The sequence below is a fragment of the Acinetobacter sp. UBA2581 genome, from assembly GCF_002339435.1.
Classification (GTDB): domain Bacteria; phylum Pseudomonadota; class Gammaproteobacteria; order Pseudomonadales; family Moraxellaceae; genus Acinetobacter; species Acinetobacter variabilis.
In genome coordinates, this window is the sequence record NZ_DDLD01000114.1 from 1 (window position 1) to 23,435 (window position 23,435).

Annotated in this window: 25 protein-coding genes and 1 pseudogene; 10 read left to right on the forward strand and 16 right to left on the reverse strand. The window is 44.0% G+C overall.

The window, feature by feature from the left end; translation table 11 throughout:
* The first annotated feature begins 198 nt into the window (after positions 1 to 198).
* From B3Q46_RS14425 to msrA, 6 genes are all read left to right on the forward strand, one after another.
* A complete protein-coding gene (locus B3Q46_RS14425; RefSeq protein WP_004781957.1) occupies positions 199 to 690 on the forward strand; it encodes a lipocalin family protein in 492 nt (163 codons plus the stop codon).
* A 171-nt stretch (positions 691 to 861) separates the two neighbouring features.
* Positions 862 to 1,704, forward strand: coding sequence for a thymidylate synthase (thyA, locus tag B3Q46_RS14430; protein WP_104426630.1), 843 nt, complete (start codon positions 862 to 864; stop codon positions 1,702 to 1,704).
* Positions 1,705 to 1,802: 98 nt separating this feature from the next.
* Positions 1,803 to 2,315 carry a trimethoprim-resistant dihydrofolate reductase DfrA40 gene (dfrA40, locus tag B3Q46_RS14435; RefSeq protein ID WP_004781911.1) on the forward strand — a complete coding sequence of 171 codons (513 nt, stop codon included), beginning with the start codon at positions 1,803 to 1,805 and terminating at the stop codon, positions 2,313 to 2,315.
* 26 nt (positions 2,316 to 2,341) lie between these two features.
* Complete coding sequence (locus B3Q46_RS14440; RefSeq protein ID WP_104426631.1) at positions 2,342 to 3,388, forward strand: DUF4105 domain-containing protein; 1,047 nt, start codon at positions 2,342 to 2,344, stop codon at positions 3,386 to 3,388.
* A gap of 103 nt (positions 3,389 to 3,491) precedes the next feature.
* Positions 3,492 to 3,953 (forward strand): META domain-containing protein, encoded by a 462-nt coding sequence (locus tag B3Q46_RS14445; RefSeq protein ID WP_005232292.1) that lies wholly within the window; start codon positions 3,492 to 3,494, stop codon positions 3,951 to 3,953.
* Between the two features lie 98 nt (positions 3,954 to 4,051).
* The gene (gene msrA / locus B3Q46_RS14450; protein ID WP_004781907.1) at positions 4,052 to 4,576 is read left to right on the forward strand and encodes a peptide-methionine (S)-S-oxide reductase MsrA; all 525 of its coding nucleotides are present in this window, start codon (positions 4,052 to 4,054) and stop codon (positions 4,574 to 4,576) included.
* A gap of 89 nt (positions 4,577 to 4,665) precedes the next feature.
* Here the strand turns inward: msrA and B3Q46_RS14455 are convergent, their stop codons facing one another.
* The 5 genes from B3Q46_RS14455 to B3Q46_RS14475 form a co-directional block, all read right to left on the reverse strand.
* A complete protein-coding gene (locus B3Q46_RS14455; RefSeq protein ID WP_004781905.1) occupies positions 4,666 to 5,070 on the reverse strand; it encodes an ExbD/TolR family protein in 405 nt (134 codons plus the stop codon).
* Entirely contained in the window at positions 5,070 to 5,693 is a 624-nt protein-coding gene (locus tag B3Q46_RS14460) for a MotA/TolQ/ExbB proton channel family protein (protein ID WP_004781903.1), read from the reverse strand. The genes B3Q46_RS14455 and B3Q46_RS14460 overlap by 1 nt, the downstream gene beginning before the upstream one ends.
* 25 nt (positions 5,694 to 5,718) lie before the next feature.
* Positions 5,719 to 6,495: a hypothetical protein gene (locus B3Q46_RS14465; protein ID WP_005232296.1), complete on the reverse strand. Its 777-nt coding sequence runs from the start codon at positions 6,493 to 6,495 to the stop codon at positions 5,719 to 5,721.
* 193 nt (positions 6,496 to 6,688) lie between these two features.
* Positions 6,689 to 7,555 carry a formyltetrahydrofolate deformylase gene (purU, locus tag B3Q46_RS14470; protein ID WP_005232297.1) on the reverse strand — a complete coding sequence of 289 codons (867 nt, stop codon included), beginning with the start codon at positions 7,553 to 7,555 and terminating at the stop codon, positions 6,689 to 6,691.
* Between the two features lie 61 nt (positions 7,556 to 7,616).
* Positions 7,617 to 8,336 carry a TetR/AcrR family transcriptional regulator gene (locus B3Q46_RS14475; protein WP_034580311.1) on the reverse strand — a complete coding sequence of 240 codons (720 nt, stop codon included), beginning with the start codon at positions 8,334 to 8,336 and terminating at the stop codon, positions 7,617 to 7,619.
* A 115-nt stretch (positions 8,337 to 8,451) separates the two neighbouring features.
* Between B3Q46_RS14475 and B3Q46_RS14480 the strand changes: the two genes are divergently transcribed.
* The 4 genes from B3Q46_RS14480 to B3Q46_RS14495 all read left to right on the forward strand — a co-directional run bounded on the left by B3Q46_RS14480 (position 8,452) and on the right by B3Q46_RS14495 (position 12,355).
* Complete coding sequence (locus B3Q46_RS14480) at positions 8,452 to 9,900, forward strand: coniferyl aldehyde dehydrogenase (RefSeq protein WP_005232298.1); 1,449 nt, start codon at positions 8,452 to 8,454, stop codon at positions 9,898 to 9,900.
* 165 nt (positions 9,901 to 10,065) lie between these two features.
* Positions 10,066 to 10,302: a 50S ribosomal protein L28 gene (gene rpmB, locus B3Q46_RS14485; protein WP_000048256.1), complete on the forward strand. Its 237-nt coding sequence runs from the start codon at positions 10,066 to 10,068 to the stop codon at positions 10,300 to 10,302.
* A gap of 16 nt (positions 10,303 to 10,318) precedes the next feature.
* The gene (rpmG, locus tag B3Q46_RS14490) at positions 10,319 to 10,474 is read left to right on the forward strand and encodes a 50S ribosomal protein L33 (protein ID WP_001205031.1); all 156 of its coding nucleotides are present in this window, start codon (positions 10,319 to 10,321) and stop codon (positions 10,472 to 10,474) included.
* Positions 10,475 to 10,627: 153 nt separating this feature from the next.
* Positions 10,628 to 12,355, forward strand: coding sequence for a cation:proton antiporter (locus B3Q46_RS14495; RefSeq protein WP_104426633.1), 1,728 nt, complete (start codon positions 10,628 to 10,630; stop codon positions 12,353 to 12,355).
* Between the two features lie 201 nt (positions 12,356 to 12,556).
* Here the strand turns inward: B3Q46_RS14495 and B3Q46_RS14500 are convergent, their stop codons facing one another.
* From B3Q46_RS14500 to B3Q46_RS14550, 11 genes and pseudogenes are all read right to left on the reverse strand, one after another.
* Positions 12,557 to 12,835, reverse strand: a complete 279-nt coding sequence (locus tag B3Q46_RS14500) for a hypothetical protein (RefSeq protein WP_004781893.1) — start codon at positions 12,833 to 12,835, stop codon at positions 12,557 to 12,559.
* Between the two features lie 104 nt (positions 12,836 to 12,939).
* A complete protein-coding gene (locus B3Q46_RS14505) occupies positions 12,940 to 13,443 on the reverse strand; it encodes a DUF6586 family protein (protein WP_005232300.1) in 504 nt (167 codons plus the stop codon).
* 208 nt (positions 13,444 to 13,651) lie between these two features.
* Positions 13,652 to 13,903 carry an RNA recognition motif domain-containing protein gene (locus tag B3Q46_RS14510; RefSeq protein ID WP_005232301.1) on the reverse strand — a complete coding sequence of 84 codons (252 nt, stop codon included), beginning with the start codon at positions 13,901 to 13,903 and terminating at the stop codon, positions 13,652 to 13,654.
* A gap of 83 nt (positions 13,904 to 13,986) precedes the next feature.
* The gene (locus tag B3Q46_RS14515) at positions 13,987 to 15,975 is read right to left on the reverse strand and encodes an ATP-dependent helicase (RefSeq protein ID WP_125279251.1); all 1,989 of its coding nucleotides are present in this window, start codon (positions 15,973 to 15,975) and stop codon (positions 13,987 to 13,989) included.
* Between the two features lie 289 nt (positions 15,976 to 16,264).
* Positions 16,265 to 17,407, reverse strand: coding sequence for a glycerate kinase (locus B3Q46_RS14520; protein WP_005232304.1), 1,143 nt, complete (start codon positions 17,405 to 17,407; stop codon positions 16,265 to 16,267).
* A 123-nt stretch (positions 17,408 to 17,530) separates the two neighbouring features.
* Entirely contained in the window at positions 17,531 to 18,103 is a 573-nt protein-coding gene (locus tag B3Q46_RS14525; protein WP_005232306.1) for an HdeD family acid-resistance protein, read from the reverse strand.
* A 125-nt stretch (positions 18,104 to 18,228) separates the two neighbouring features.
* A complete protein-coding gene (locus B3Q46_RS14530) occupies positions 18,229 to 18,987 on the reverse strand; it encodes a hypothetical protein (protein ID WP_005232308.1) in 759 nt (252 codons plus the stop codon).
* A 32-nt stretch (positions 18,988 to 19,019) separates the two neighbouring features.
* Positions 19,020 to 19,217 carry a hypothetical protein gene (locus B3Q46_RS14535; protein ID WP_005232309.1) on the reverse strand — a complete coding sequence of 66 codons (198 nt, stop codon included), beginning with the start codon at positions 19,215 to 19,217 and terminating at the stop codon, positions 19,020 to 19,022.
* Between the two features lie 124 nt (positions 19,218 to 19,341).
* Positions 19,342 to 21,984 (reverse strand): type I DNA topoisomerase, encoded by a 2,643-nt coding sequence (gene topA, locus B3Q46_RS14540; protein ID WP_104426635.1) that lies wholly within the window; start codon positions 21,982 to 21,984, stop codon positions 19,342 to 19,344.
* Positions 21,985 to 22,015: 31 nt separating this feature from the next.
* The gene (locus B3Q46_RS14545; RefSeq protein ID WP_005232313.1) at positions 22,016 to 22,465 is read right to left on the reverse strand and encodes an ammonium transporter; all 450 of its coding nucleotides are present in this window, start codon (positions 22,463 to 22,465) and stop codon (positions 22,016 to 22,018) included.
* Positions 22,466 to 22,536: 71 nt separating this feature from the next.
* A pseudogene (locus tag B3Q46_RS14550) lies at positions 22,537 to 23,435 on the reverse strand (hypothetical protein); the annotation flags it as partial.

The window sequence follows — 23,435 nt, forward strand, 5'->3', positions numbered from 1 at the left end:
AAATGAGGACACGCCCTAATTAGCAGTTCTGCTCAGACTATTTCTAAATCAATATTTGAGCGCCTTTCTGACTAAATCTGTAATTTTACTCACGATAATAAAGTCAACATTTCACTACAGGATTACATCATTCCGGCTAACAACTCTCGTATTAGGCTGATTTAGTAAATTTAAATTGAGATGATGAGGAAGAAAAATATGAGTCATGATGTAAAGACTATTTCAAATTTCAATTTAGAACAATATTTAGGGATCTGGTACGAAATTGCCCGTCTGCCTATGAAACACCAACCTGAAGACAGTACTGATATTTCCGCAGCCTACAGCCTGAATGAAAATGGCACAGTCCGCGTCCAGAACCGTTGTCTAGATGGTGCGGGCAAACTGGATGAATCTATTGGGGAAGCCACTATTGTTGATGCGGAACATGGCAAACTGGAAGTCAGTTTCTTGCCTGAAGGTTTGCGCTGGGTACCTTTTACCAAAGGGGATTACTGGATTCTCAAACTGGATGACAACTATGAGACCGCCTTGGTTGGTGAGCCAAACATGAAATATCTATGGCTCCTGCATCGTAAGCCGACACTAGATGAAGCAACCAAACAGGATTATCTGGCCTATGCTGAATCTCTGGGTTATGACCTGTCCGATCTGATCCATACGGTACACACCGGTAAGCCAACAGCTTAAAAAAAGATGATAAAAAAGCATCCATCATGGGTGCTTTTTTATACCCTTTTCTCTCATGTTTAATCATTTTCACTGCTATGCGGAAGTGCTCAAAAAAATGTTATGATGAGCGCAATTTTAAATTGCCCAATTCAAAGAAAAGCAATTTGCAACAGATTTTAAGAGAGACCTATGCGCCAATACCTTGACCTTTTACAACATATCCTCGACAACGGCGGCGATAAAGGCGACCGTACCGGCACAGGTACACGCTCGGTATTTGGTCATCAGATGCGCTTTGATCTTTCCAAGGGCTTCCCTTTACTTACCACTAAAAAAGTTCATTTCCGTTCGATCGTGATTGAACTGCTGTGGTTCCTGAAAGGCGATACCCATGTAAAGTATCTTCAGGATAATAAAGTGACCATCTGGGATGAATGGGCCACTGCGGAACAGACCTCACGCTTTGGTCGTCCAGAAGGTGAACTTGGTCCAGTCTATGGCCATCAATGGCGTAATTTTGGTGCCACTCAAAATTCAGATGGCAGCTACAATCAGGATGGTTTTGACCAGATCAAATGGCTGATCAATGAGATCAAGACCAATCCAAATTCACGCCGTCTGATTGTGTCTGGCTGGAATCCGAATGAAGCGAGTCAGGTGGCTTTACCGCCTTGCCATACCCTGTTCCAGTTCTTTGTACATAATGGCAAATTGTCTTGCCAGCTTTATCAACGTAGTGCTGACGTTTTCCTTGGCGTTCCGTTTAATATTGCCAGCTATGCCCTGCTGACTCATATGATTGCGCAGGTGTGTGATCTGGATGTAGGCGATTTTGTCTGGACGGGTGGTGATACGCATCTATATGCCAATCATTTTGAACAGGCCAAACTTCAATTGAGTCGTGAGCCTTTAGGCCTATGCCAGTTAAAACTGAATCCTGAAGTTAAAGACCTGTTTGATTTCAAATTTGAAGATATTGAAATTGTGGGTTATGAATCACATCCAGGAATTAAAGCGCCAGTTGCAGTTTAATTCCTGTTAAACCCCGGAAAATATTCAAATCCCACTTTGCTTAAAGTGGGATTTTGCATTTTAATAGCAATAATTTTTATCTGTTTTTGAGTATGGGTATGGCATTTCAGGATTTAGAAGTCGTTCATGTCGTGGCAATGGATCAGCAGCGCTGTATTGGTAAGGACAATGACCTGCCTTGGCATATCTCAACAGATCTCAAGCACTTTAAGGAAATCACTCAAGGCGGCGTAATTGTCATGGGCCGTAAAACGCTTGAGTCGATGGGCCGTGCGCTGCCTAAACGTGTGAACTGGGTGATTACCCGCGATCCTGACTGGTCCTTTGAAGGCGTCAAAGTCGCGCATACGATTGAAGATGCCTTGACTCAAGCCGTGGCCGATGTGCAGGCTTCAGAAAAACCGAATGCTATTTTTATCATTGGCGGCGGTGAAATCTTTAAACAGACTCTGGAGATCGCTGATCGTCTGGAACTGACCCATGTTGAACTGGATGTACAGGGTCATGCCTACTATCCGGAAATTCCGGCCGAGTTCAAAAAAGTTGCGTCAGAACAACATATCGATGACAAAACCGGTATTGCATTTGAGTTCGCAACATACAGAAAATAAAGCCTATTTTCTATAAAAGATCGAACATGCAAGGACAAGACAATTCAGAAAAGCATTGGAGCCTGTGGTTATTAGGGAGTCTGTTTAGTGTATTTGTCCTGTGTTCAAGCCTTTGGCTGAGCCTGATGCTCTGGGTACAACAACCCTTGGGCAAAATTGGCAGCATCATTCTGGTTGGTCTCTGGCTTGTGTTTGCCTGTGTGGTCTTGGGCATTTATTTCACCAAGCATCTGATTTCCCGACAGGTGGATACAGTGCTTTATTTGCTGGCCTTTCTGTTCAGCTTACTGGCTTATTTAAGCATGGAGCCTCGTCAGGATCGTGACTGGAATCCTGAAGTTTCCCGACTGCTCTCCTATGAGCAGCAAGGCAATCAAGTCACCTTGCACAATATCCGTAATTTTGACTGGCAAGCAGAGGGGCAATATACCGAACGCTGGGAAAGCCGGAGTTTTGACCTGAACGACATTACCGGAGTAAACATCATTACCTCTTACTGGATGGGGCCTAAAATTGCCCATACGCTGGTCAGTTTTGATTTTGCCAATCAGAAACCACTCGCCTTCTCGATCGAAATTCGCAAAGAAAAGAATGAGAAATTTTCTGCCATTGGCGGCTTCTTCCGAAAATATGAACTAAGTCTGGTCGCCTCAGATGAAAAAGACATTGTATATACGCGTAGCAATATTCGTGGCGAGCAGGTCTATTTTTTTCCGTTAAAAATGCCACAAGCAGAAGCTCAAGCCCTATTTAAAGAATATCTGCGTAAAGCTGATGAACTGGCCAAAGAGCCTAAATGGTATAACACCCTGAGCAGTAACTGCACGACTCTGGTCTTTGATATGGCTCAGGCAGTATCTCAACAACAGCTTCCTTCAGATTACCGCTTGCTGGCTTCTGGGTATTTACCTGATTATTTATATGATTTAAAAGCGCTAGATCAACGCTGGGATATACAAACCTGGTATCAGCGTGCACATGTTAATCCACGAGTTAGAGATACCGGTCAGATCTCCAGTCAGGAGTATTCACAACGCCTGCGTCAAGGCCTACCTGAGTCGAATTCCAGATAATTTTCCAAGTTATCTAACTTAAAGAAAGATACAAAATCAACTGGCATATATTTAATTTTTTTGTTTATATACAAATAGCTAACTCAGAATTAGAGTCTCTCTCATGCTAAAAAAATTAACAGCAATCATGATTTTAGGTTCAGTCTTTGCAATGTCGGGTTGTGAAACTGTACCTAGTACCTCATCAGTCAAAACTGAAAATAATTTACAGCTCCTGCAAAATCGTACCTGGATTGTGAACCAGATTGGTAATACCGAAATTACTACAGCACCGACAGCACGCAATATTCCAAGTCTGCAATTCGATGCAGTGACTCAACGCGTGTCTGGCGCAGATGGCTGTAACCGTATCATGGGCAGCTACACTGCCGGTAAAGATACTCTCAACTTAAGCCAGATGGCGAGTACCGAAATGGCTTGTCTGGATAATGACGGTCTGGATCAAAAATTTAAGGAGGCACTGAGCAAAGTGACCCATTATCAGGTCTACGGTAAAACCCTGAAATTAATGGACCGTCATGGCAATTTACTCATTCAGTTAGAAAGTGCAGTACAGCCTCGCTAAGTTTTGACTACAAAAAGCCTGTGTCGTGCAGGCTTTATATCTTTCATACTCATATGAACATTCAATAATCAGCACTCTACAATGATGAGGACTTAACCATGCAACAAGCACTATTTGGTGGTGGATGTTTTTGGTGTACCGAAGCAGTATTTTTACAGCTTCAGGGCGTACAGAAGGTCGTCAGTGGCTATGCGGGCGGACAAAATCCTAATCCGACCTATGAGCAAGTCTGTGGCGGTGATACCAATCATGCCGAAGTGATCCTGATCGATTTTGATGAAAATCAGATTACGTATAGTCAGTTGCTCGAAGTTTTTTTCGCAACCCATGATCCAACGACATTAAACCGTCAGGGCAATGATGTCGGCACGCAATATCGTTCTGTGATTTATTATTTTAATGATGAGCAAAAAGAAACTGCACAGCTCACAATAGATTCATTAAAAGCTGAAGGGCTGAATATTGTGACTGAACTTAGCCCTGCACCGACTTTCTATCCTGCCGAAGAATATCATCAGAATTTCTTTGCCAAGAATCCGAATCAGGGTTACTGTAATTTTGCGATTCCGCCCAAGCTGAATAAATTACAACACAAGTTTATGACGCTGCTTAAAACTCATTAGACTGGATTCTGCTTGATCATATGCCCTATTAAATTAAGGCAATAAAAAAGCGACTGAGATCAGTCGCTTTTTTATTTGAGAGCAAAAAATTAATTATCGGTTGCAAAGGCAATATCGCTGAGTCCGGCTCCACTCGCGCGTGACATCACTTGAGCAACAGTGTCATAACGTGATTCTTTATCTGCTTTCAATACGATGGTCGGTTGACGCTGTGCCTGGCTCGCCTCATTGAAACGGGTTTCAAGTTGATCCAGGGTCAGTACATCGCCATTCCACGCTACATCACCTTTGGCATTGATGCTAATGGTGACATTTTCAGGTGGTAGGTCAATAATTTCTGCAGTGGTTTGCGGCAAAGTTAATGGAATTGATGGGTTCGCAACGGTCGCTGTCACCAGAAAGATGATCATCAATACCAACATGATGTCGATCAAAGGAATGAGGTTCATCTCATTCATGCCTGTATCGTTGTCTTCACCCAATTGAAAAGCCATTAAGCTTGACCTCCAACTAAACTGTCTTGTGCTACTTTTGCATCAGCCTTCTTTGCAGAAGAATCCTGTTGCAACATGGTATCAATCAATAAGCTATGCGCATGGTCTTGCAATTCATTGCTTAAAGTACGGTTAACACGTACACAGATGTTATATGCAAGTACTGCAGGAATTGCCACAGCCAGACCCAGACCGGTCATGATTAGCGCTTCACCCACTGGAGTCGCTACTTGTGCCAGACCTGCCTGACCACTCTTACCCACGGCAACCAGTGCGTGAAAGATCCCCCATACTGTACCGAATAGACCGACAAAGGGTGAAATTGAAGCGATGGTACCTAGGACGGATACACCTTTTTCTGCATTGCCTTTTTCTAATGCGATCTGACGCAATAAAGCCTGCTCAGCTACAGCTTTACGTTGTTCAAATGCCAAAGGAGTCATTTTATTTTTCAATTGTCCTAATGCTTTAGATAATTGAGCATAGGCAATCTGTTTAAGTTGGCGAGTGCCCATTAAACGCAGCACAAAAATGGTCCATGTCGCAATCGACATTGCCAATAACACGAAATACAGTGTCTTACTGACTGCATCAGCATGTTGCCAATAAACTGAAAAGTTCATATTCGAACTCCTAATGGGTTAGCCGTTATTTGGTAATCTGAAAATCGAAAGGCTGTTCCACTCGGGTTGGATAAGCCACACCATTTTCAATATATTTGGTCAGTTGTGCACGACGTACCGCTGATTCAACTTTGCGCGTAACGGCCGGACTACAACTCGAATTTCGTGCGGTCGCAGAGACCACTTTCCCCTGCTCATTTGCAGATACATCCACCATCAATGAACAGGCTGATTTTAACTCTCCTGCCGAGAGCGACACTTTTGGTGCACGCTGCCACGATACGCCGCCGCCAATTGCAACACTTTTTGGTGCTGGCGGAGCAGGTGGAGCCGGCGGTGCGACAGGTGCTGGTGGCGCAACCGGCACAGGTGCAGGTGCTACTTTTTTAGTTTCAGTCACGACCGCAGGAACCACTGGGCTTGGTGCCGGTTTGGCTTCAACTGGCGGTGCAGTAACAGGTTTAGGCGTTTCTGCTTTCTTCACCTGCTCAATTTTTTCTACTTTTTTGGGTGGCGGTGGCAGCGGTTTTTCTACAATTTTAACTTCTTTCGGCTTTGTTGGCTCTTGTTTAGGCTCTGGCGGCTTTGGCTTCGGTAGTAAAGGTTTTGGTGCTTCCTGAAGTTTGACGAAACGGACTTTTAGAGGCTCTTTATCGACTGGTTTCAGTTCAGGTGCTTTCATCTGGCTGACTGCCCATAAAAGACCCACGTGTCCAACCAGAACCGCCGCCAGAATAGAAACGACTTTCTTTTTCATCTGATTTGACGGTGGTGGTGTCATGGGAGCAGCAACTTGACTCATTAAATCTATTTACCTCGAAGAGATGATACGAAACAAACTATCAAGCTCATCGGTTAGCACAATTAAAGTACGCCAATAATAAATGAGAAGTGTTTTCATTTGCAACTACTAATCCCACTTTTCTCCATTATTTTTGTTTCAAACAAAAAAGACATACTTAAAGTATGCCTTTTTTAAACAGAGATGCAAGTGCTTATTGGAACACGACAGTTTTATTGCCGTCGACAATGACACGGTCTTCCAGATGCCATCTCACTGCACGTGCCAGTACATTACGTTCAACGTCCTGACCCAGTTCACGCAGCTGTTCCACAGTAAAGTCATGGTTCACACGCTCTACATCCTGCTCGATGATTGGACCCTGATCCAGATCAGCTGTCACATAGTGTGCAGTTGCACCGATCAGTTTTACACCTTTGTCATACGCTTGTTTGTAAGGATTGGCACCCACGAACGCTGGCAGGAATGAATGGTGAATATTGATCACTTTCATTTCCCATTTACTTACGAACTCTTCATCAAGAATCTGCATATAACGGGCTAATACCAGCAGATCGTTGCCCTGCATCAGTTCATCGATCTGTGCATAAGCTTCACGTTTGTTCTCTTTGGTCACCGGAACCACTTCAAACGGAATACCGAAGTTTTCGACTGATTCACGTAGAGTCTCGTGGTTAGATACTACTTTAGTGATTTCACATGGCAGACCGCCGCGTGCATGACGCCATAGCAGTTCAAGCAACGCATGGTCGACTTTAGAGACCAGAATACCGACCTTTTTCACATCACTAACCAGTGCCAGACGCCAGTGCATGCCATAACGCTCTGCAACATTGGCAGCAAAAGTCTGCAACAGGCTTTCTTTACGGCTTTGCAGATTGTCCAGTTCAAACTCAACACGCATGAAGTAACGTCCGCCCTGCGCTGCTGTCGCGTATTGATCAAGCGCCGTAATGTTGGCACCCTGATGATACAAGAAGCTTGAAACAGCCTGCACGATGCCCGGCTTGTCTTCACAAGTAATCAATAAACGTGCGGTATTAGCAGTCGTCATATTCATGTTGGTTAAGGTCACTAATTAGTTAAATTAAAAAAATAAGCCGAGTATTCTAACGCGTTTCTTAGATATTCTGAATAGTTTGTTCAGATTCAGGCGGTTTAGGCGACGATAGACTGGCAAATAGCTCTGAAGAACCAAACGAATTGAGCAGGCTCTCATACGTTTGACGGCTTTCACCACGCAGGTAAGCACCTTCCAGAAACACCATCTGACGCAGTGCTTGCCAGACCCATTTTTCTTCCAGAGTGTTGGAATCGGTAATATGCCCCGACATATACAGGAAGTTGGTCCAGTTGGTCAGTACAATCCATAGGTTAATGATCAGCGCTTCAATTTCTGAATCGGTCATTTCCATCAAGCCGGCATTTACGAAGGCTTTATAAATTTTTTGTCCCTGCTGCATGACCTGTCCAGCAAAACGCGGATAAAGCTTGCGGAAATCTTCGTTATTTTCGACCAGATGGTATACATCACGGTGCAGAAAACGATAAGCCCAAAGCTGACTGCTCAGTACCTGAAAATAATGAATCTTATCATTGGCATCCAGAGCACGATCTTCCGGAAGTGCTAGCATTTCCAGCGTCTGATGCTGATACTGCTCCATCAGTTCCTTGATAATTTCATTTTTATTACGGAAATGGTAATACAGATTACCTGGACTCATGCCGAGTTCAGCAGCAATATGATTGGTGGTTACAGATCGTTCGCCACGTTCATTAAACAACTGCAAGCTGAGCTGTAAGATACGCTCTTTGGTTTTTAACGTTTTGGTTTGGGACATCCTAAAATAACCATTCAGTTCATGCATTAGCAAGGCTAACACACAAAGTAACTTGACTAATTAGAGTATTTGCTCTAAAAATTAATTAATCGATTTTGAATAATGGTAGTGCGGCATGAACAGTCACACAAAAACAACTTCAATGACACCACATTTTCTTGATAGCCAGCACCTCAATGAAATTCTGGCTCAACAAAAACACGCCTACTTACGCTACCCACTGCCGACTGCAAAGGAACGTATCGATCGTTTAGCTCGGCTTAAGCGTATCTTAGTTAAGTATCAAGATCAATTTGCCGATGCAATTAATCAGGACTATGGTAACCGCTCTGTCGGGGAAACCAAAATTGGTGAGTTACTGACTTGTCTTGAACATATTAAATATTACAGCAAAAACCTGACCGGCTGGATGAAACCGTCCAAGCGTCATGTCGGTATTATTCACCAGCCGGCAAAAGCCTGGGTACAGTATCAGCCTCTAGGCGTGATCGGCATCATCGCGCCGTGGAACTACCCTTTATTATTATCCATCGGCCCTCTGATCTGTGCGTTGGCTGCGGGTAACCATGCCATGATCAAAATTTCTAGTTCATCGGCTGCTTTTGGCAAGGTATTGGAAAAAGCCTTAGCTGAAGCTTTTCCTAAAGAACTGGTTGCCGTGGTGAATGGTGGCGGTACGGTATCTGATGCCTTCTGCCGACTGGTTTTTGACAAGATGATCTTTACCGGTTCAACAGCTGTCGGTAAAACCGTGATGGCAGCGGCTGCTGAAAATCTGGTACCAGTAATTTTGGAACTGGGTGGCAAGTCCCCTGTACTGGTGCATCCATCGATTGACCTGCGTGATGTGGCTCAGCGTATTGCCGTGGGCAAGCTCTGGAATGCCGGACAGACCTGTGTAGCGCCGGATTATATGTTCCTGCCACGTGGCAAAACTGCCGAGTTTATCGATCATTTTAAAGCCTGTGTCGAAAGCATGTATCCGGACATCAGCCATAATCAGGATTACACCTCGATTATCAATGACAAACAGTACAACCGCTTGCAAGGTTATCTGGATGATGCCCGTGAGCAAGGTGCGCAGATTATTGAAATCAATCCGCGTAATGAATCGCCAGCAGACCTGCGTAAAATTGCACCGACTCTTGTAACCAATGTCATGCCAAGCATGCAGATCATGCAGCATGAAATCTTTGGGCCGCTCCTGCCGATCATGGAATATGATCAAATTGACGACGTCATCGACTTTATTAATAGCCGTCCGCGTCCACTTGCATTATACTATTTCGACTTTGATCAGGCGCGTGCTGATTATGTCGCACAGCGTACCCATTCAGGGCATTTCGGGCAAAATACTGTATTAACCCATGTCGCACAGGACGATCTGCCATTTGGTGGTGTCGGTGCTTCCGGTATGGGTAAATATCATGGGCCAGAAGGCTTCTTCAGTTTGTCGCATGAACGGTCAGTAATGTCGAATCCTAAGCTGTATAGCTTGAAATACATTCTGCCTCCGTTTAATAAGCCGATCCATAAGCTGATTTCGAAGACACTTCTTCGATAAATGATCAAGGCATGAGCTATCACACGGGCTCATGCTTCGTTTTAGATAAAATCGCTTGTCTTTTAAGCGCATTTTTGATATAAAACGCCCCTTGAATGAATTCAATCCGTTTATTTTTGACTGGCCATACAGATTTGCTGTTGGCTAAATCAATGGAGTTACACCATGTCTAAGGTTTGCCAAGTTACCGGCAAGCGTCCAGTCGTTGGTAACAACGTCTCACACGCCAACAACAAAACTAAGCGCCGGTTCGAGCCGAACCTGCACCACCACCGTTTCTGGTTAGAAAGCGAAAAACGTTTTGTACGTCTTCGTTTAACCACTAAAGGTATGCGTATTATCGACAAATTGGGCATTGAAAAGGTTGTTGCTGACCTTCGTGCTCAAGGTCAAAAGATCTAAGTAAGGAGTCAGGACAATGCGTGATAAGATTCGCTTAGTTTCTTCAGCTGGTACAGGTTATTTCTATACCACTACTAAGAACAAACGTACTATGCCGGAAAAAATGGAAATCAAAAAATTTGATCCAAAAATCCGTCAACACGTAATCTTCAAAGAAGCTAAAATCAAATAATTTTAGTTTTTTGAAAAAAGCGACCTTCCCGGTCGTTTTTTTTTGCATTTTTTTTATGCGGCTTGATAAACTTTCTGTTCCTTCTGGCATTTTCTGTGCTTATTTCCCATAAAAAACTGAAATTTCATAAAATTTATTTTAAAGGAGTGTTTAGTGCCACATGACGTAGAGCTCATTATCCTGTTAGCTGTCGGTTTTGGCTTGGCCCTGGTTTTTGGCTATATCGCTGCACGTCTACGCCTTCCCCCCCTGATTGGTTATCTGGTTGCCGGGATTCTGATTAGCCCGAACACCCCAGGCGTCGTCGGTGATGTACATCTGGCGAACCAGCTAGCCGAACTTGGCGTCATGTTCCTGATGTTTGGTGTCGGGATGCACTTTTCTCTCAATGACCTAATGCAGGTCAGGCGTATTGCTTTGCCAGGTGCGGTCTTACAGATTGCAGTCGCAACACTGCTCGGAGTCGGGGTCTCCATGCTCTGGGGCTGGAATTTTGGCTCTGCCCTGATCTTTGGCTTAAGCCTGTCCTGTGCCAGTACCGTCGTGCTTCTCAAAGCCCTAGGGGATCGTGGCCTGCTCGAATCCATTAACGGAAAAATTGCGGTGGGCTGGTTGCTGGTTGAAGATCTGGTCATGGTGCTGGCACTGGTATTATTACCTGCAACTGCAGTACTGCTCGGTGGTCAGGCCCTGGAAGGCAGTAGTAGCGATCAGAATGTCTGGATCACCTTAGGCATTACCCTACTCAAAGTAGCCGGTTTCATTGCCTTCATGCTCATTATTGGTAAGCGTCTGGTACCAATGATCATGCAAGTAGTCGCACGTTTAGGCTCACGTGAGCTGTTTACCTTAACCGTCGTAGCTGCAGCCGTATCGATTGCCTTTGGGGCTTATAAGGTCTTTGGCGTATCCATGGCACTCGGTGCGTTCTTTGCCGGGATGGTGGTCAAAGAGTCTGACTTCAGCCACCGTGCTGAGGAAGAAACCTTACCGTTGCGTGAAATCTTCTCGATTCTGTTCTTTGTTTCGGTTGGTATGCTGTTTGATCCGCGTATTCTGATGGATCAGCCGCTTCATGTATTGGCGGTGCTCGGTATTATTATGATCGGTAAAACCATCGCAGCGATGGCACTGGTGCTGTTCTTCCGCTACCCAATCAATACGGCACTCACCGTCGGTGCATCTCTGGCACAAATTGGTGAATTCTCTTTTATTCTGGCCGCACTTGGTGTATCGCTAAATCTATTATCACTCGATGGACAAAACCTGATTCTGGCGGGTGCCCTGATTTCGATTACCCTGAACTCGTTTATTTTCTCAGCAGTAGAACCAGTACAAAAATGGATTCGCGAACGTTCGTCTCTCGCGCGTTTATTGGAGCGTAGTGGTGATCCGCTTGCCATGCTACCGGATGAAGTCTCGCAGGACTATCTGCGCGATCAGGTGGTGATTGTCGGGCATGGTGAAGTCGGTCGTCGGATTACCCTATCCTTAATGGAACAAAATATTAAGGTAGTTATTGCCGAAGAAAATCGTGAGATCGTAGAGAACTTGCGTAAAAAAGGCATTGCAGCAGTTTCTGGTGTCGCAACTGAACCTGGTGTGCTGATTCAAGCTCATATTCAGCATGCACGTCTACTGGTGATCTCACCAATGGATATTATTGATATCCACAAAATCGTGGATATTGCCAATACCCTAAATCCTGCTATTCAGATTCTGCTATGTGCGGAAAGCAAGGAAGAAGCTGAAGTGATTCGCCGTGACAATATTGGCGAGGTGTACTATGCCAAAGAGGAGATGGCGAGAAATATGAGCAATCATATTTTGAACCAGATCGAGATTGCGCATAACCATCCACCTACGCATTATTCAGGCTGATTTTTTAAAGAAGTTGTCAAAATTGGCAACTTCTTTTTTTATTGATTGGACTGAAATTTATCAGATCGCTAAACTATAAAATTTTAAATTGCTTCTCTAATTTAACCGACTTAATTTTTCTCTTATTCTCTATTTTTTTATTTCATAAAAACAGAAAAAGCACACTTCAAGTGTGCTTTCCTGCTCGCCAGGGTAGGCAATTTAGCTCATATATTTTGGCTCTTCATCCACAACTTCAGCTTGCCATTCATTGACCTGCTGTTCCAGCAAACCATATAAAGCGGCTTGAATCATGTGTTGTGCAATCACAGGCGTTTGATCACCCAACAGGGCTTTCACCTCGTCATTAAACTGAATCATGACTAATGGCTGTTTTTTTGAGCCCGCATTTCGTAATGCCAACGCGCCACCTTCAAGTTGAACGAGTTCCAAAATCGCGTCTTGATTACCAAATAAATCTTTCAACTGTTCTATAGACATATATCCTCCATGTTCAACATGGTGGCAAAGAGCGATTGCACTTTGCATCATTAGAGTAATTGATATAGGGTTAATAATCGCAATTTCAAGTACAGCTGATCAGATTAAAATTCAACCATCTCATTACGAAAACCATCAATAAGCTGCGTCAGGTCACGATGCCATTCTCGTAATATAGCAGTATCAGGTAACCAGGCTTGTGGTGTCTGTGTGACTTTAATGATGAGATTTGAAGAAGTTTCGTCTTCAGGTTGTGGCGAACTTGGCTCGGGCGCATATTGGCAGAGACGGTAAGCACGTTTCAGCTCAGCCAGAAAACCATCTTTGGATAAATGCTGTAATACGGTCACTTCAGGTGATACCTGACCCTTAGTCGCCATGAGCTCTTCAATTGATTTCAGCGTCGGGCTCAGGTCATTCAGACGGTAATAGCGTACCAGTTCCTGTAAAAAGGCCAACAGTGCCCCATGCAGATGAAATACGGCAGCTTCACGATGAGCTTGTGCCTGCTGCACATGATCAGTCTGTTCAGCCTGCTGACAGGCCAGACGGGTGAAATAAAGTTTTTGATTGGTACGGTCCGCATGATAGCGAGCAACTCGTGTCATCGAGATTTCCTAAGCATTAAAACAAATTTTGGCTCTTATAAAGTAAAACGTACGCTCGCATTACGCAATGCAAGATTGTCTACGCTGTCGATCTATTCTGCATGATCTTGATACTTCAGACTGCTGATATTGACTCTTCAGTAAAAATCCAAACCTTTTTAAGGGCAAAAAAAAGAGCATCACACATGCTCTTTTTTATAAGGTATTATTAAGCCTGTGGCTTTTCTTCAGCTTGCTTCACACGAATCCCCTGACCATGCAAGCGCAGTGTATTTAAACCTTTAATTGCTTTAACAGCTTCACGGCCATGCGGCATTTCTACGAAAGCAAAACCTTTAGACTTGCCTGTTTCTGCATCCATGACTAGCGCACAAGATTCAACAGTACCGTATTGCTGAAACAGGGTCAGCAATTCAGCTTCTGTTACAGTGCGTGCCAAGTTACGAACTAAAATTTTCATCGGATAACCTTAGGAAGATAGGCAAAAATAATCAAAAAGCACGTGCCTACTCTACTTTTTGCGTCAAACCCAGAAAGGATAGTTTAATCGAGATCAATCCCAAAATCTAAATTAATCGACTGGCGCTCCATTAAAGCACTTTTCACAGTCTGTTGACGGGTTTTGTAATGAGTTTCTGTAACACATAAATTACGGTTCAGATTATTAAGAAAATAGCTTTCAATTTTACGTCCCTGCTCATCTACCGTTTCACGCGCCCAGTGATTGAGGTTTTGCTTGGTCAGAATTAGCTCATTCTGTGCACGAGTCAACGCTACATACAGCACACGACGCTCTTCCTCGACATCATCGAAATCTCCTTGCGCACGTGCATGCGGATATTGTCCCGGCGTGACATTGGCCACATAACAAACTTTCTGTTCCGTACCCTTGGCCGAGTGAATGGTAATGAGGGTCACTACATCCGTATCCGACTGGCGTTCAATTTCAGAAATAGAGACCGGATCGAGCACATATTCTTCCAGAAATTCACTCACTTGAGCATGTTTAGAAGCTAGCTGTTTAACCAATTCAAAATCACCCTGACGGCGATTCCAGTCCTTTTTATAGTTCTCGGCCAGTTGTGCTTCAATCGCCTGTACTGCCAGACCAACACAGGCCTGTACTTCGGTTTTGAGTACCGCCATTTGCTTCATGATCAGAATGGTTTCTAGCGGGATCTTGCCAAATTTTTCCAGCTTGTCGGCAATCTTTTCCATCTCTGGCTCAGCTAAAAGCTGCTGTGACAGTTTGCTTGCACCGACATCACCGATACCATTCCATAATGTCAAAAAGCGCATCCAGGCAATATCGTCCAGCGGGTTCGCCACCACACGCAACAGGCTGAGCAGATCTTTTACATGTGCAGTTTCTAACAGTTTCATCCCGCCAATGAATCGATACGGAACATTGGCCGCGATACAAGCTGCTTCAATATGTCGCGCTGCATAACTGGAACGTACCAGCACCATATGATCGGACCATTTGCTGCCTTGCAGATAATGGCGCTCTTTTATATCAATCGCGATCCATTTGGCTTCATCAAATTCATTCGGGAAAATGTGCATCTTCGGCTTAATGCCTTCACCACGATGCGCATCCAGACGTTTGTCATATTTGATTTCGGACTGATCCAGTAACCAATTAGACAGGTCCAGAATTTCCTGGGTTGATCGGTAATTCTTTTCTAGTTTAAAAATTTTTGCATCCGGCACACGCTCTTTGAAATGGTGAATATTTTCAAAATCGGCACCGCGGAAACCATAAATCGACTGCGCATCATCCCCAACACAGAATAGGCTAATATGTTCTTTGAGAGGTTCCAGCAATGCCCATTGCAGTGGATTGGTATCTTGCATTTCATCCACCAGCATATGTCGACAGATCGAAGCCACATAGTCCACCAGACCTTCAGACTGTGCCAAAGCAGTCGCCACCACAGCGAGGATATCGTCATAATCCAGAAAGCTACGCGCACGCTTACGCGCTTCATATTCCTTCATAATGTCGGCAATCTGGTCTTTGAGTGCCAGATATTCCGGCATCTGCTTTTCCAAAGACAGACTCAGTTTTTGCCGGGTATTTCGCGCAAAGGAATATAAATCACAGAGTTCCTGTGGCTTTGGCAGGTAATCCGGATTTTTCTTGTCATCCCGACCACGGATCAGGCGGAACATCATCAGCTGATCATCACGGTCAATAATTGAAAACTGTTCCAGACCAAAAGCCTTTGGAATTCGGCGCAGCAGATACATACAGAAGGTATGAAACGTCGATGCACGTAAGCCTTTGGCCTGTTCATCGAGTGCCAGTTCCACCCGTGCCACGATTTCACTCGCCGCACGACGAGTAAAGGTCAGAATCTGAATCTGATTCGCTGGTACACCCTGATCAATCAGATAAGTTGCACGCGCCACGATAGTTTTGGTCTTGCCACAGCCCGCCCCAGCCAAAACCAGACTGTGCTTGGCATCAGTCGTCGCAGCTTGTTTTTGTTGGGGATTTAATTCATCAATCAGGGTGGCTAAACTCATTTTCACTCATCATTCTGTGGATAGGTGTAGTTTAACAGATCACTCTTATTATAGCTTTGAGCTGCTCTGAAACAGACCGAACTTTTATTCTTAATTCGCTATAGGGTTGACGGCATGAATGCCGTCTTCTGGATTGGGGTATAGGGATATACCCTCAACCTAGCAAAGGATTTTTGTCACCTTGCGAACTCAAAATATATTTTGAGGATTCTCATCCTTGAAAAGTAAAATCTGCTTAGGCATTTATATTTGTCTTTTTATCAAGCTTTTGCGGCAATGACCATCTTACTCAAACACCCTGTTCCTGAATATTTTGAACAGTTTGAACAACTGCTTTTTCCAGATTAATTTCTGCATTCTTTAAGGCTTCTTCCAATAAACAATCTGGTGGATTAATTCCGATAATCTGGCTAAATCCAGTCTGATACAGTGACTCAATCCCTTCACCGACCAAACCTGCAAACGCAATTACCGGTTTATTCAATTGCTGGGCGACCTGAGCCACACCAAATGGGGTTTTTCCTAAAGCGGTCTGATGATCGATCTTGCCCTCGCCAGTAAGAACATAATCTGCATCTGCAATTTTTTCCGCTAGTCTATTTTGTTCCGTAATTAACGTTACGCCGGATTGCAGCTTTGCTCCTGCAAACGCCATCAACCCAAAACCTAACCCACCGGCTGCCCCTGCGCCGGGAAAGTTTTTAAAAGAAATATCTAAGCTTGTTTCAACCAGATCAGCAAAATGTCTTAGATTTCGATCCAGCTGCTGTACCATTTCCGATGTTGCACCTTTCTGCGGCCCAAAGATCACTGAAGCACCATTCGGTCCACACAATGGATTATTCACATCTGAAGCAATCAGGATTTCTGTATTGTTTAAACGAGTATCGAGTTGGGAAAAATCAATTTGATCAATCTGATCCAGATTACCACCACAGACCTGAATTGATTCTCCCGCAGTATTTAAGAATCGGGCTCCTAAAGCCTGAGCCATTCCAGCACCACCGTCATTGGTCACACTACCACCGAGCCCGATAATGATTTTCTTTACGCCAAGCTCCAGCGCCTGTTTGATCATTTCCCCTGTGCCATAAGTCGAGGTCAACATGGGATTACGTCGAGCAGCTTCGAGCAGATGAATGCCATTGGCTTTCGCCATTTCAATCACTGCGGTCTGACCAGCATCAACCAAGCCAAAGTAAGTTTCGATCGACTGACTGGCTAATGGTCCAGTGACTTGGCACGTTACTCGTTCACCTTTTAGGCTTAAAATTAATGCATCTACAGTTCCTTCACCACCATCTGCCATTGGTAAAGTAATACAATTTGCATCAGGAAAGACCTGCAAAATACCACGCTGCATCGCCTGACAGGCCTGTTCGGCAGTCATACTTTCCTTAAATGAATCGGGAGCTAGAACAAAGATTTTCATGAATATGATCGGCCGCGTTATAGGTTTTATACTAATTTGAAATGCATACCCATCTTACAGGCAAAGCTGAACATGCCAATAAAAAAAGAGCGCTCATTGCACTCTTTTTTATACTGGTCTTACTTAAATATCTGCGGAGCTTTTTGGAACACGATGCTTGATATAGGAAGCTAAAGTCAGATAGTTAATCCCTTGGAACAAAATATCGATTGCCAGAAAAGCACCTAGAACCCAGAACGGTGCATTCGGTGACAATAGAATCAGGATACCTGTAGCTAAAGTTAAAATCCCGGAAAATAAAGTCCAGCCCCAGCCGCGAAATGCTTTAAAGATAAAAGCATTCAAGACGCGAATTATTCCCGCCACAATCAAAGCAATCGCAAGCAGATTGGTCAGTACAATCGCAGTTTTCGCTGGCGTGCTAAAAGCATAATATCCCGCAATAAAATAGATGATACCGAATAGCAGCCAGAGCCAGCGAAATGTCCCATCGAAGATTTTAATCCCGGCAATCAGATGAACTACCCCACCTATCATCATCAGGACCCCAAACAGGAATACTACAGATAAGGTGGCAAAAGGCAGCGACGCTAACAGTACAATTCCAAATAACACTAATAAGGCACCCAGGCCTAAATACCATTTACGGTTTTCATGCAATTGATGCCGAACCAGATCATTTCCAACAGTCTTCATATTCTTCTCAAGTAATTGGCTATGACTTTGATTATGCTCTTAAATCATGGAGAAATTTGTTAGAAATTGACTGAGTTTATCTATAAAAATGGTAACTTATGCCGGTTTATTCAGCACTTCGTTAATTATTTTTTCCAGCCAAGTTCAATCGCCGTGATTTCATTAATCAGAGTCTGATTTAAAGATTCTGGCATTTTACTGGTGCTTTGCGATACTGGAATGTGCCCTGCCATTAGCTCAGCTTTGGTTTGGGGAAATAAAGGCTGCTGATTGGGATTAGCATAACCGACGGGGTATATCGGCTGGCCTGTAGTGAGATCATATTTATCTGAAGCGCCAAAGGTATGCAGTAATTCATGCACCAGCACAATCTTATTCTGGTCAGACTGTCTGCTTGAAGCAAATAGATTGACTGAACCAATCCGGCCTTTTTGCAGAGCCGTTGAATGTTTTAATTGCTGGGTGTGTGCAGGATCATAATAATTTAAAAAGAGAGTAACGTTCGAGGAAGGATCTGAACCTTGCTGCTGTTGCCAGGCATAGAAACGGAATTTCAGACTCCATAAAATGGTGCCAAGTAAGGAGGCCTGCTCCGGCACTTTAGGTGGCAATTCTTTGAGTTCATGTCCCAGATTAAAATAAAAATAAGTGGGCTGTCCACGGTACTGCTGGGCCGCTTTTTCCAGATATTCTTGTGTCCCTTTTAGATCCTGAGCAGACAATTGCTGGATATATTGCTGTGTAGTCGCCAATCCATCTGCATTGATCGGATGCAACAGAACAAAGATTGGTTTGTTCCAGTCCTGATTCTGATCTCGATAAGCATTTACTGCCACCACAAATAAAATCATCAATAAAATCAGGATTCGGATTTTTTTCCACATATGAACATGCCAATATATAGTTTATTTAAAAGTTATTTTTGTTTCGTTTTTTGATCTTCAGAGCGCAGATATAAAACACAGCTCAAAGTAACCAGCGACATAATAATCACCAGAATAATCATCATTCCCCGATCCATAGGAATACCCATTTCATTAATCTTTCCAAGCATGAAATACAGGATAGATCCTAATCCGATACTTAAGAACAGGAATTTATCTAGCCAAATCATGGATGATTCCTATTTTAATCTTTTATTATTTAACGCCTAGAATATCCTAGAACTGTGTTGATCAAAAATACTTAGTCATAAAAAAATGCCGACTTTCGTCAGCATTTTCTTGATGTCTTATAGCTTAGGCTTCAACCCATTTGCCATCCTGATAAACCAGCGACCATTTGGTTTGCTTGCCTTCCGGGGTTTCTGATCCAATATATTGAGACTGGTTCTTACGGCTAAATTTCACTAGAGTTGGATTCCCTTCAGGATCCACATCTGGCGCCTGCAGAATAAACTGATATTTTGGATCCAGCTGATCCGCCACAGTACGCAGTTCTGCCACTTTCGGTGCGCGAGTTTCACGGACTTTCGGAAACTTGCTCGCAGCCAGGAACAGACCTGCGGCACCATCCCGCAGAACAAAGAAATCGTCATGCTTGGTTGAACGCAGGTGTTCCATCTTGATCGGATCAACGCGCGGAGGTGCAGGCTGACCATTCTTTAAGACTTTACGGGTATTTTCACAGCTGGTGCAGGCAAAATATGGACCAAAACGGCCAGTTTTCAGCTGCATTTCACCATCACATTTGTCACATGGAATGGTTGGGCCATCATAACCCTTAATCTTGAATTCGCCTTCTTCCAGCTCATAACCTGTACAGTCCGGGTTATTACCACAAATATGCAGTTTACGGCCGCCATCAATCACATAGCTGTCCATTGCAGTGCCACAGACTGGACAACGTTTCTTCGACATCAGATCAGCGGTTTCAGCGGCATCATCATCAGACAGTGCTGCCAGAGATTCAACCGGAGTCAGGTTCAATGTACCTTTACAACGTTCTTTCGGTGGCAGGTTATAACCTGAACAGCCCAGGAAGACACCTGTTGTGCCGGTACGGATCTGCATCGGACGGTCACATTCTTTACAATGGACTGCTTCAACTTCTACAGGCTGATTGCGGCGCATGCCGTTTTCACCCTGAGCATTGGTTAGACGTTTCTTGAAATCACCATAGAAGCTGTCTAACAGATCTTTCCAGTTGCGCTCACCATCTGCCACTTTATCCAGCTGACCTTCAAGGTCTGCAGTAAAGTCGTAGTTCATCAGATTATTGAAACTTTCATCTAGACGGTCAGTAACGATCTCACCCATCTTCTCGGCAAAGAGACGACGGTTCTCCAGTTTTACGTAACCACGATCCTGAATGGTCGAGATAATGGCAGCATAAGTCGAAGGGCGACCAATACCTTTTTTCTCAAGCTCTTTGACTAAAGATGCTTCAGTAAAACGTGCCGGTGGCTTGGTAAAATGTTGAGATGGATCTAGTTTTTCCAGCTTCAGCACTTCACCGACTTTCACTGCCGGTAACAATACATCATCATCAGATTTGTTCTGACCACGAACTTTGGTGAAACCATCAAATACTAAGGTACGACCTTTGGCTTTCAGCTCGACACCATTGGCATCGACTAAAATCGTAGAAGATAAATATTCAGCAGGTGTCATCTGACAGGCCACAAACTGACGCCAGATCAGGTCATACAGACGCTGTGCATCACGTTCCACTCCAGCAAGACTATCGCCTTTCAGCGCGACATTAGATGGACGAATGGCTTCGTGAGCTTCCTGCGCACCGGCTTTATTACCATAACGGTTCGGCTTGGCTGGCAGATATTTCTCGCCGTATTCAGACTCGATATGACCGCGCACCATATTGACTGCATCATCACTCAGGAAGGTGGAGTCAGTACGCATATAGGTAATGAAACCAGCTTCATACAGGCGCTGCGCCAGCATCATGGTTTTCTTCACCGAGAAGCCTAAACGTGTGCTGGCTGCCTGCTGTAGCGTTGAAGTGATATACGGCGCGCTTGGATTGACCTTGGTTGGTTTATCCTCACGGCTCATCACCTTGTATTCGGCATCTTTGATCAGGTTCAACAAAGCATCAGTTTCAGCTTTATTGTGCAGCTTTAAGGTCTTGCCATTTTGCTTCACTGCTTCCAGGCGAATGTCATCTTTTTTCGCTTTGGTATCAGCAAATACTTGCCAGTATTCTTCCGGAATGAACTTACGAATTTCACGTTCGCGTTCCACGACCAGCTTTACAGCGACAGACTGTACACGTCCCGCAGACAGACCACGGGCAATTTTTTCCCAGAGCAGTGGTGAAATCATGAAGCCGACGACACGGTCTAAGAAACGGCGCGCCTGCTGGGCATTGACCTTATTGGTATCTAGACGAGATGGTTGCTTAAACGCTTCCTGAATGGCATTTTTGGTAATTTCGTTAAAGACTACACGCTGGTAGCGTGAATCATCGCCGCCGATCACTTCTTTTAAGTGCCAGGCAATCGCTTCCCCTTCACGGTCCAAATCCGTTGCGAGATACACTTCATCGACTTGCGATGCCAGTTTTTTTAGTTCAGCGACTACGCCTTCCTTGCCCGGAAGGACTTCATATTTGGCTTTCCAGTCATGTTCTGGATCGACACCCATCCGGTTAATCAACGCCTGCTGTGATTTTTCTGCTTTTTCTGCTTCAGTCAGCTTGGTTCGGGTCACCGGTTTTTTCTCTGCAGTTTTCGCAGAGCCGCCCGTCGGTAAGTCACGCACATGACCCACCGAAGATTTTACGATGTAGTTTGAACCGAGATACTTGTTGATTGTTTTCGCTTTTGCAGGCGACTCCACAATCACCAAGGCACGTTTACTTCCAGCGTCGGAAGACTTCGCCGTGCTGCTTTTTGATGTGGACCGAGGAGCGTTCGCCATATTAACCGTTTAATCCTGTTTATTTCTAAAATTAAAGTTCAGCCAAAGAATGTAATAGTGCCTTGATGTCATCAAGTTGTGTGGCTCTAAGATCAGATTCTTCATCCCAATAGAGTCCTACACAGTTTGCCTGCATATCAATAGCATAAATGCCCTTTAATGCAATGGGAAAATCTTTAAATTTGTCATCCCCATGCACCAGTTCAAGTTTGTTATCAACCACGCGGGCACGCATCAGCGGTAAACGGGCATCTGGAAGCAGCACACTATAATAGGCCACCATACTGGCACGACTTTCAGTCACCTTGGGAATATTAGTCCAGTCAGGTGCAACCACCAGACGTGGATGTAAGCCCATCTTGCGGGCTTTATCACGCATGAGTCCTAATGCCTTTTCTCTAGGACTCACACGCAGACCAAAAATAGACCCCAGTACGAAAACGATGATGACAACTGCCACCCAGATTCCGGTATTTTCCATAGTTCAACCTTTATGTTCTTATATTAGATTTGCATAAGCCCGCTATAAAAGGCAAGCACCGCTGGATAAATTTAATTTCCCAGCAGCTGCGGACTATAAATAATTTCCCGTTTATTTAACTGTATTAGCTGATGTTTGATGAGTAAATTGAATGATTCTCGGACCTCTTCCTTAGGCACGCATCGCTCTAGTAACACCTCGAAACTGGCAATAAATTTAGGCCGACGTTCTGCAACAACATTGAGATAAGGCATCAGGCGCAGACGTAAATGACTTAATTTTCTTTCAGTCACTTCATCTTGAGTTTCGACGGTTTCGACGGTTTCGACGGTTTCGACGGTTTCGACGGTTTCGACGGTTTCGACGGTTTCGACGGTTTCGACGGTAGCTAAATGCTGTTTATAAAATTTTTCAATTGCTGCAGTCTGATATTGAAGCTTACTAGACTGATTTTTAATAATTTTTATTCTGATTAACTCATCCACTAAAAGCTGAGCACATTTTTCTTCCACTTTTAAATTGGCTTTAAGCGAGTTGATTAAACTTTCTACTTTTGCAGGCTTAGAAAAGTTACTTCTTACTAAATTGGAGCAGTATTGAAAAATCAGTTTTTGAATGTCTATTTCTGCTTTTATTTGCTGAGCAATATTTGGATTGACTAATGGTTTAGCTGAAATAACTTTAGCCTGAAATTTGGCAATTTTAAGTAAGTCCGCCACATATTCCATAGAAAAGTCATTCGACATAATCTCGAAGCAAACTTCAGAGCTTTTATATTGGGTAGAAAGCTGTCCAGCAATAAAACATAGGCCAAAATCAGCAGCGTCTTTACCTATTTTAGGCATCTTCAGGACTTTTAGTTTTCCTGCACTGATTGCAGCTGCAAGCCTGACGACACCGTCTAGACTAAACCCCATGGGCGTTTTGGCATAGACCAGATAAACATATTTAGGACTTACGCATTGAGGGA

Excerpts from the sequence above, each read along its gene's own strand:
- B3Q46_RS14465 (WP_005232296.1), bottom strand. The coding sequence starts at position 6,495 with ATGAGTCAAGTTGCTGCTCCCATGACACCACCACCGTCAAATCAGATG.
- rpmB (WP_000048256.1), top strand. The coding sequence starts at position 10,066 with ATGTCTAAGGTTTGCCAAGTTACCGGCAAGCGTCCAGTCGTTGGTAAC.
- B3Q46_RS14535 (WP_005232309.1), bottom strand. The coding sequence starts at position 19,217 with ATGATTTGGCTAGATAAATTCCTGTTCTTAAGTATCGGATTAGGATCT.
- B3Q46_RS14445 (WP_005232292.1), top strand. The coding sequence starts at position 3,492 with ATGCTAAAAAAATTAACAGCAATCATGATTTTAGGTTCAGTCTTTGCA.
- B3Q46_RS14425 (WP_004781957.1), top strand. The coding sequence starts at position 199 with ATGAGTCATGATGTAAAGACTATTTCAAATTTCAATTTAGAACAATAT.
- msrA (WP_004781907.1), top strand. The coding sequence starts at position 4,052 with ATGCAACAAGCACTATTTGGTGGTGGATGTTTTTGGTGTACCGAAGCA.
- purU (WP_005232297.1), bottom strand. The coding sequence starts at position 7,555 with ATGAATATGACGACTGCTAATACCGCACGTTTATTGATTACTTGTGAA.
- thyA (WP_104426630.1), top strand. The coding sequence starts at position 862 with ATGCGCCAATACCTTGACCTTTTACAACATATCCTCGACAACGGCGGC.
- B3Q46_RS14515 (WP_125279251.1), bottom strand. The coding sequence starts at position 15,975 with ATGAGTTTAGCCACCCTGATTGATGAATTAAATCCCCAACAAAAACAA.
- B3Q46_RS14440 (WP_104426631.1), top strand. The coding sequence starts at position 2,342 with ATGCAAGGACAAGACAATTCAGAAAAGCATTGGAGCCTGTGGTTATTA.
- B3Q46_RS14455 (WP_004781905.1), bottom strand. The coding sequence starts at position 5,070 with ATGGCTTTTCAATTGGGTGAAGACAACGATACAGGCATGAATGAGATG.
- B3Q46_RS14545 (WP_005232313.1), bottom strand. The coding sequence starts at position 22,465 with ATGGAAAATACCGGAATCTGGGTGGCAGTTGTCATCATCGTTTTCGTA.
- B3Q46_RS14500 (WP_004781893.1), bottom strand. The coding sequence starts at position 12,835 with ATGTCTATAGAACAGTTGAAAGATTTATTTGGTAATCAAGACGCGATT.
- B3Q46_RS14510 (WP_005232301.1), bottom strand. The coding sequence starts at position 13,903 with ATGAAAATTTTAGTTCGTAACTTGGCACGCACTGTAACAGAAGCTGAA.
- B3Q46_RS14480 (WP_005232298.1), top strand. The coding sequence starts at position 8,452 with ATGAACAGTCACACAAAAACAACTTCAATGACACCACATTTTCTTGAT.
- B3Q46_RS14520 (WP_005232304.1), bottom strand. The coding sequence starts at position 17,407 with ATGAAAATCTTTGTTCTAGCTCCCGATTCATTTAAGGAAAGTATGACT.
- B3Q46_RS14525 (WP_005232306.1), bottom strand. The coding sequence starts at position 18,103 with ATGAAGACTGTTGGAAATGATCTGGTTCGGCATCAATTGCATGAAAAC.
- B3Q46_RS14475 (WP_034580311.1), bottom strand. The coding sequence starts at position 8,336 with ATGTCCCAAACCAAAACGTTAAAAACCAAAGAGCGTATCTTACAGCTC.
- B3Q46_RS14460 (WP_004781903.1), bottom strand. The coding sequence starts at position 5,693 with ATGAACTTTTCAGTTTATTGGCAACATGCTGATGCAGTCAGTAAGACA.
- B3Q46_RS14505 (WP_005232300.1), bottom strand. The coding sequence starts at position 13,443 with ATGACACGAGTTGCTCGCTATCATGCGGACCGTACCAATCAAAAACTT.
- rpmG (WP_001205031.1), top strand. The coding sequence starts at position 10,319 with ATGCGTGATAAGATTCGCTTAGTTTCTTCAGCTGGTACAGGTTATTTC.
- topA (WP_104426635.1), bottom strand. The coding sequence starts at position 21,984 with ATGGCGAACGCTCCTCGGTCCACATCAAAAAGCAGCACGGCGAAGTCT.
- dfrA40 (WP_004781911.1), top strand. The coding sequence starts at position 1,803 with ATGGCATTTCAGGATTTAGAAGTCGTTCATGTCGTGGCAATGGATCAG.
- B3Q46_RS14530 (WP_005232308.1), bottom strand. The coding sequence starts at position 18,987 with ATGTGGAAAAAAATCCGAATCCTGATTTTATTGATGATTTTATTTGTG.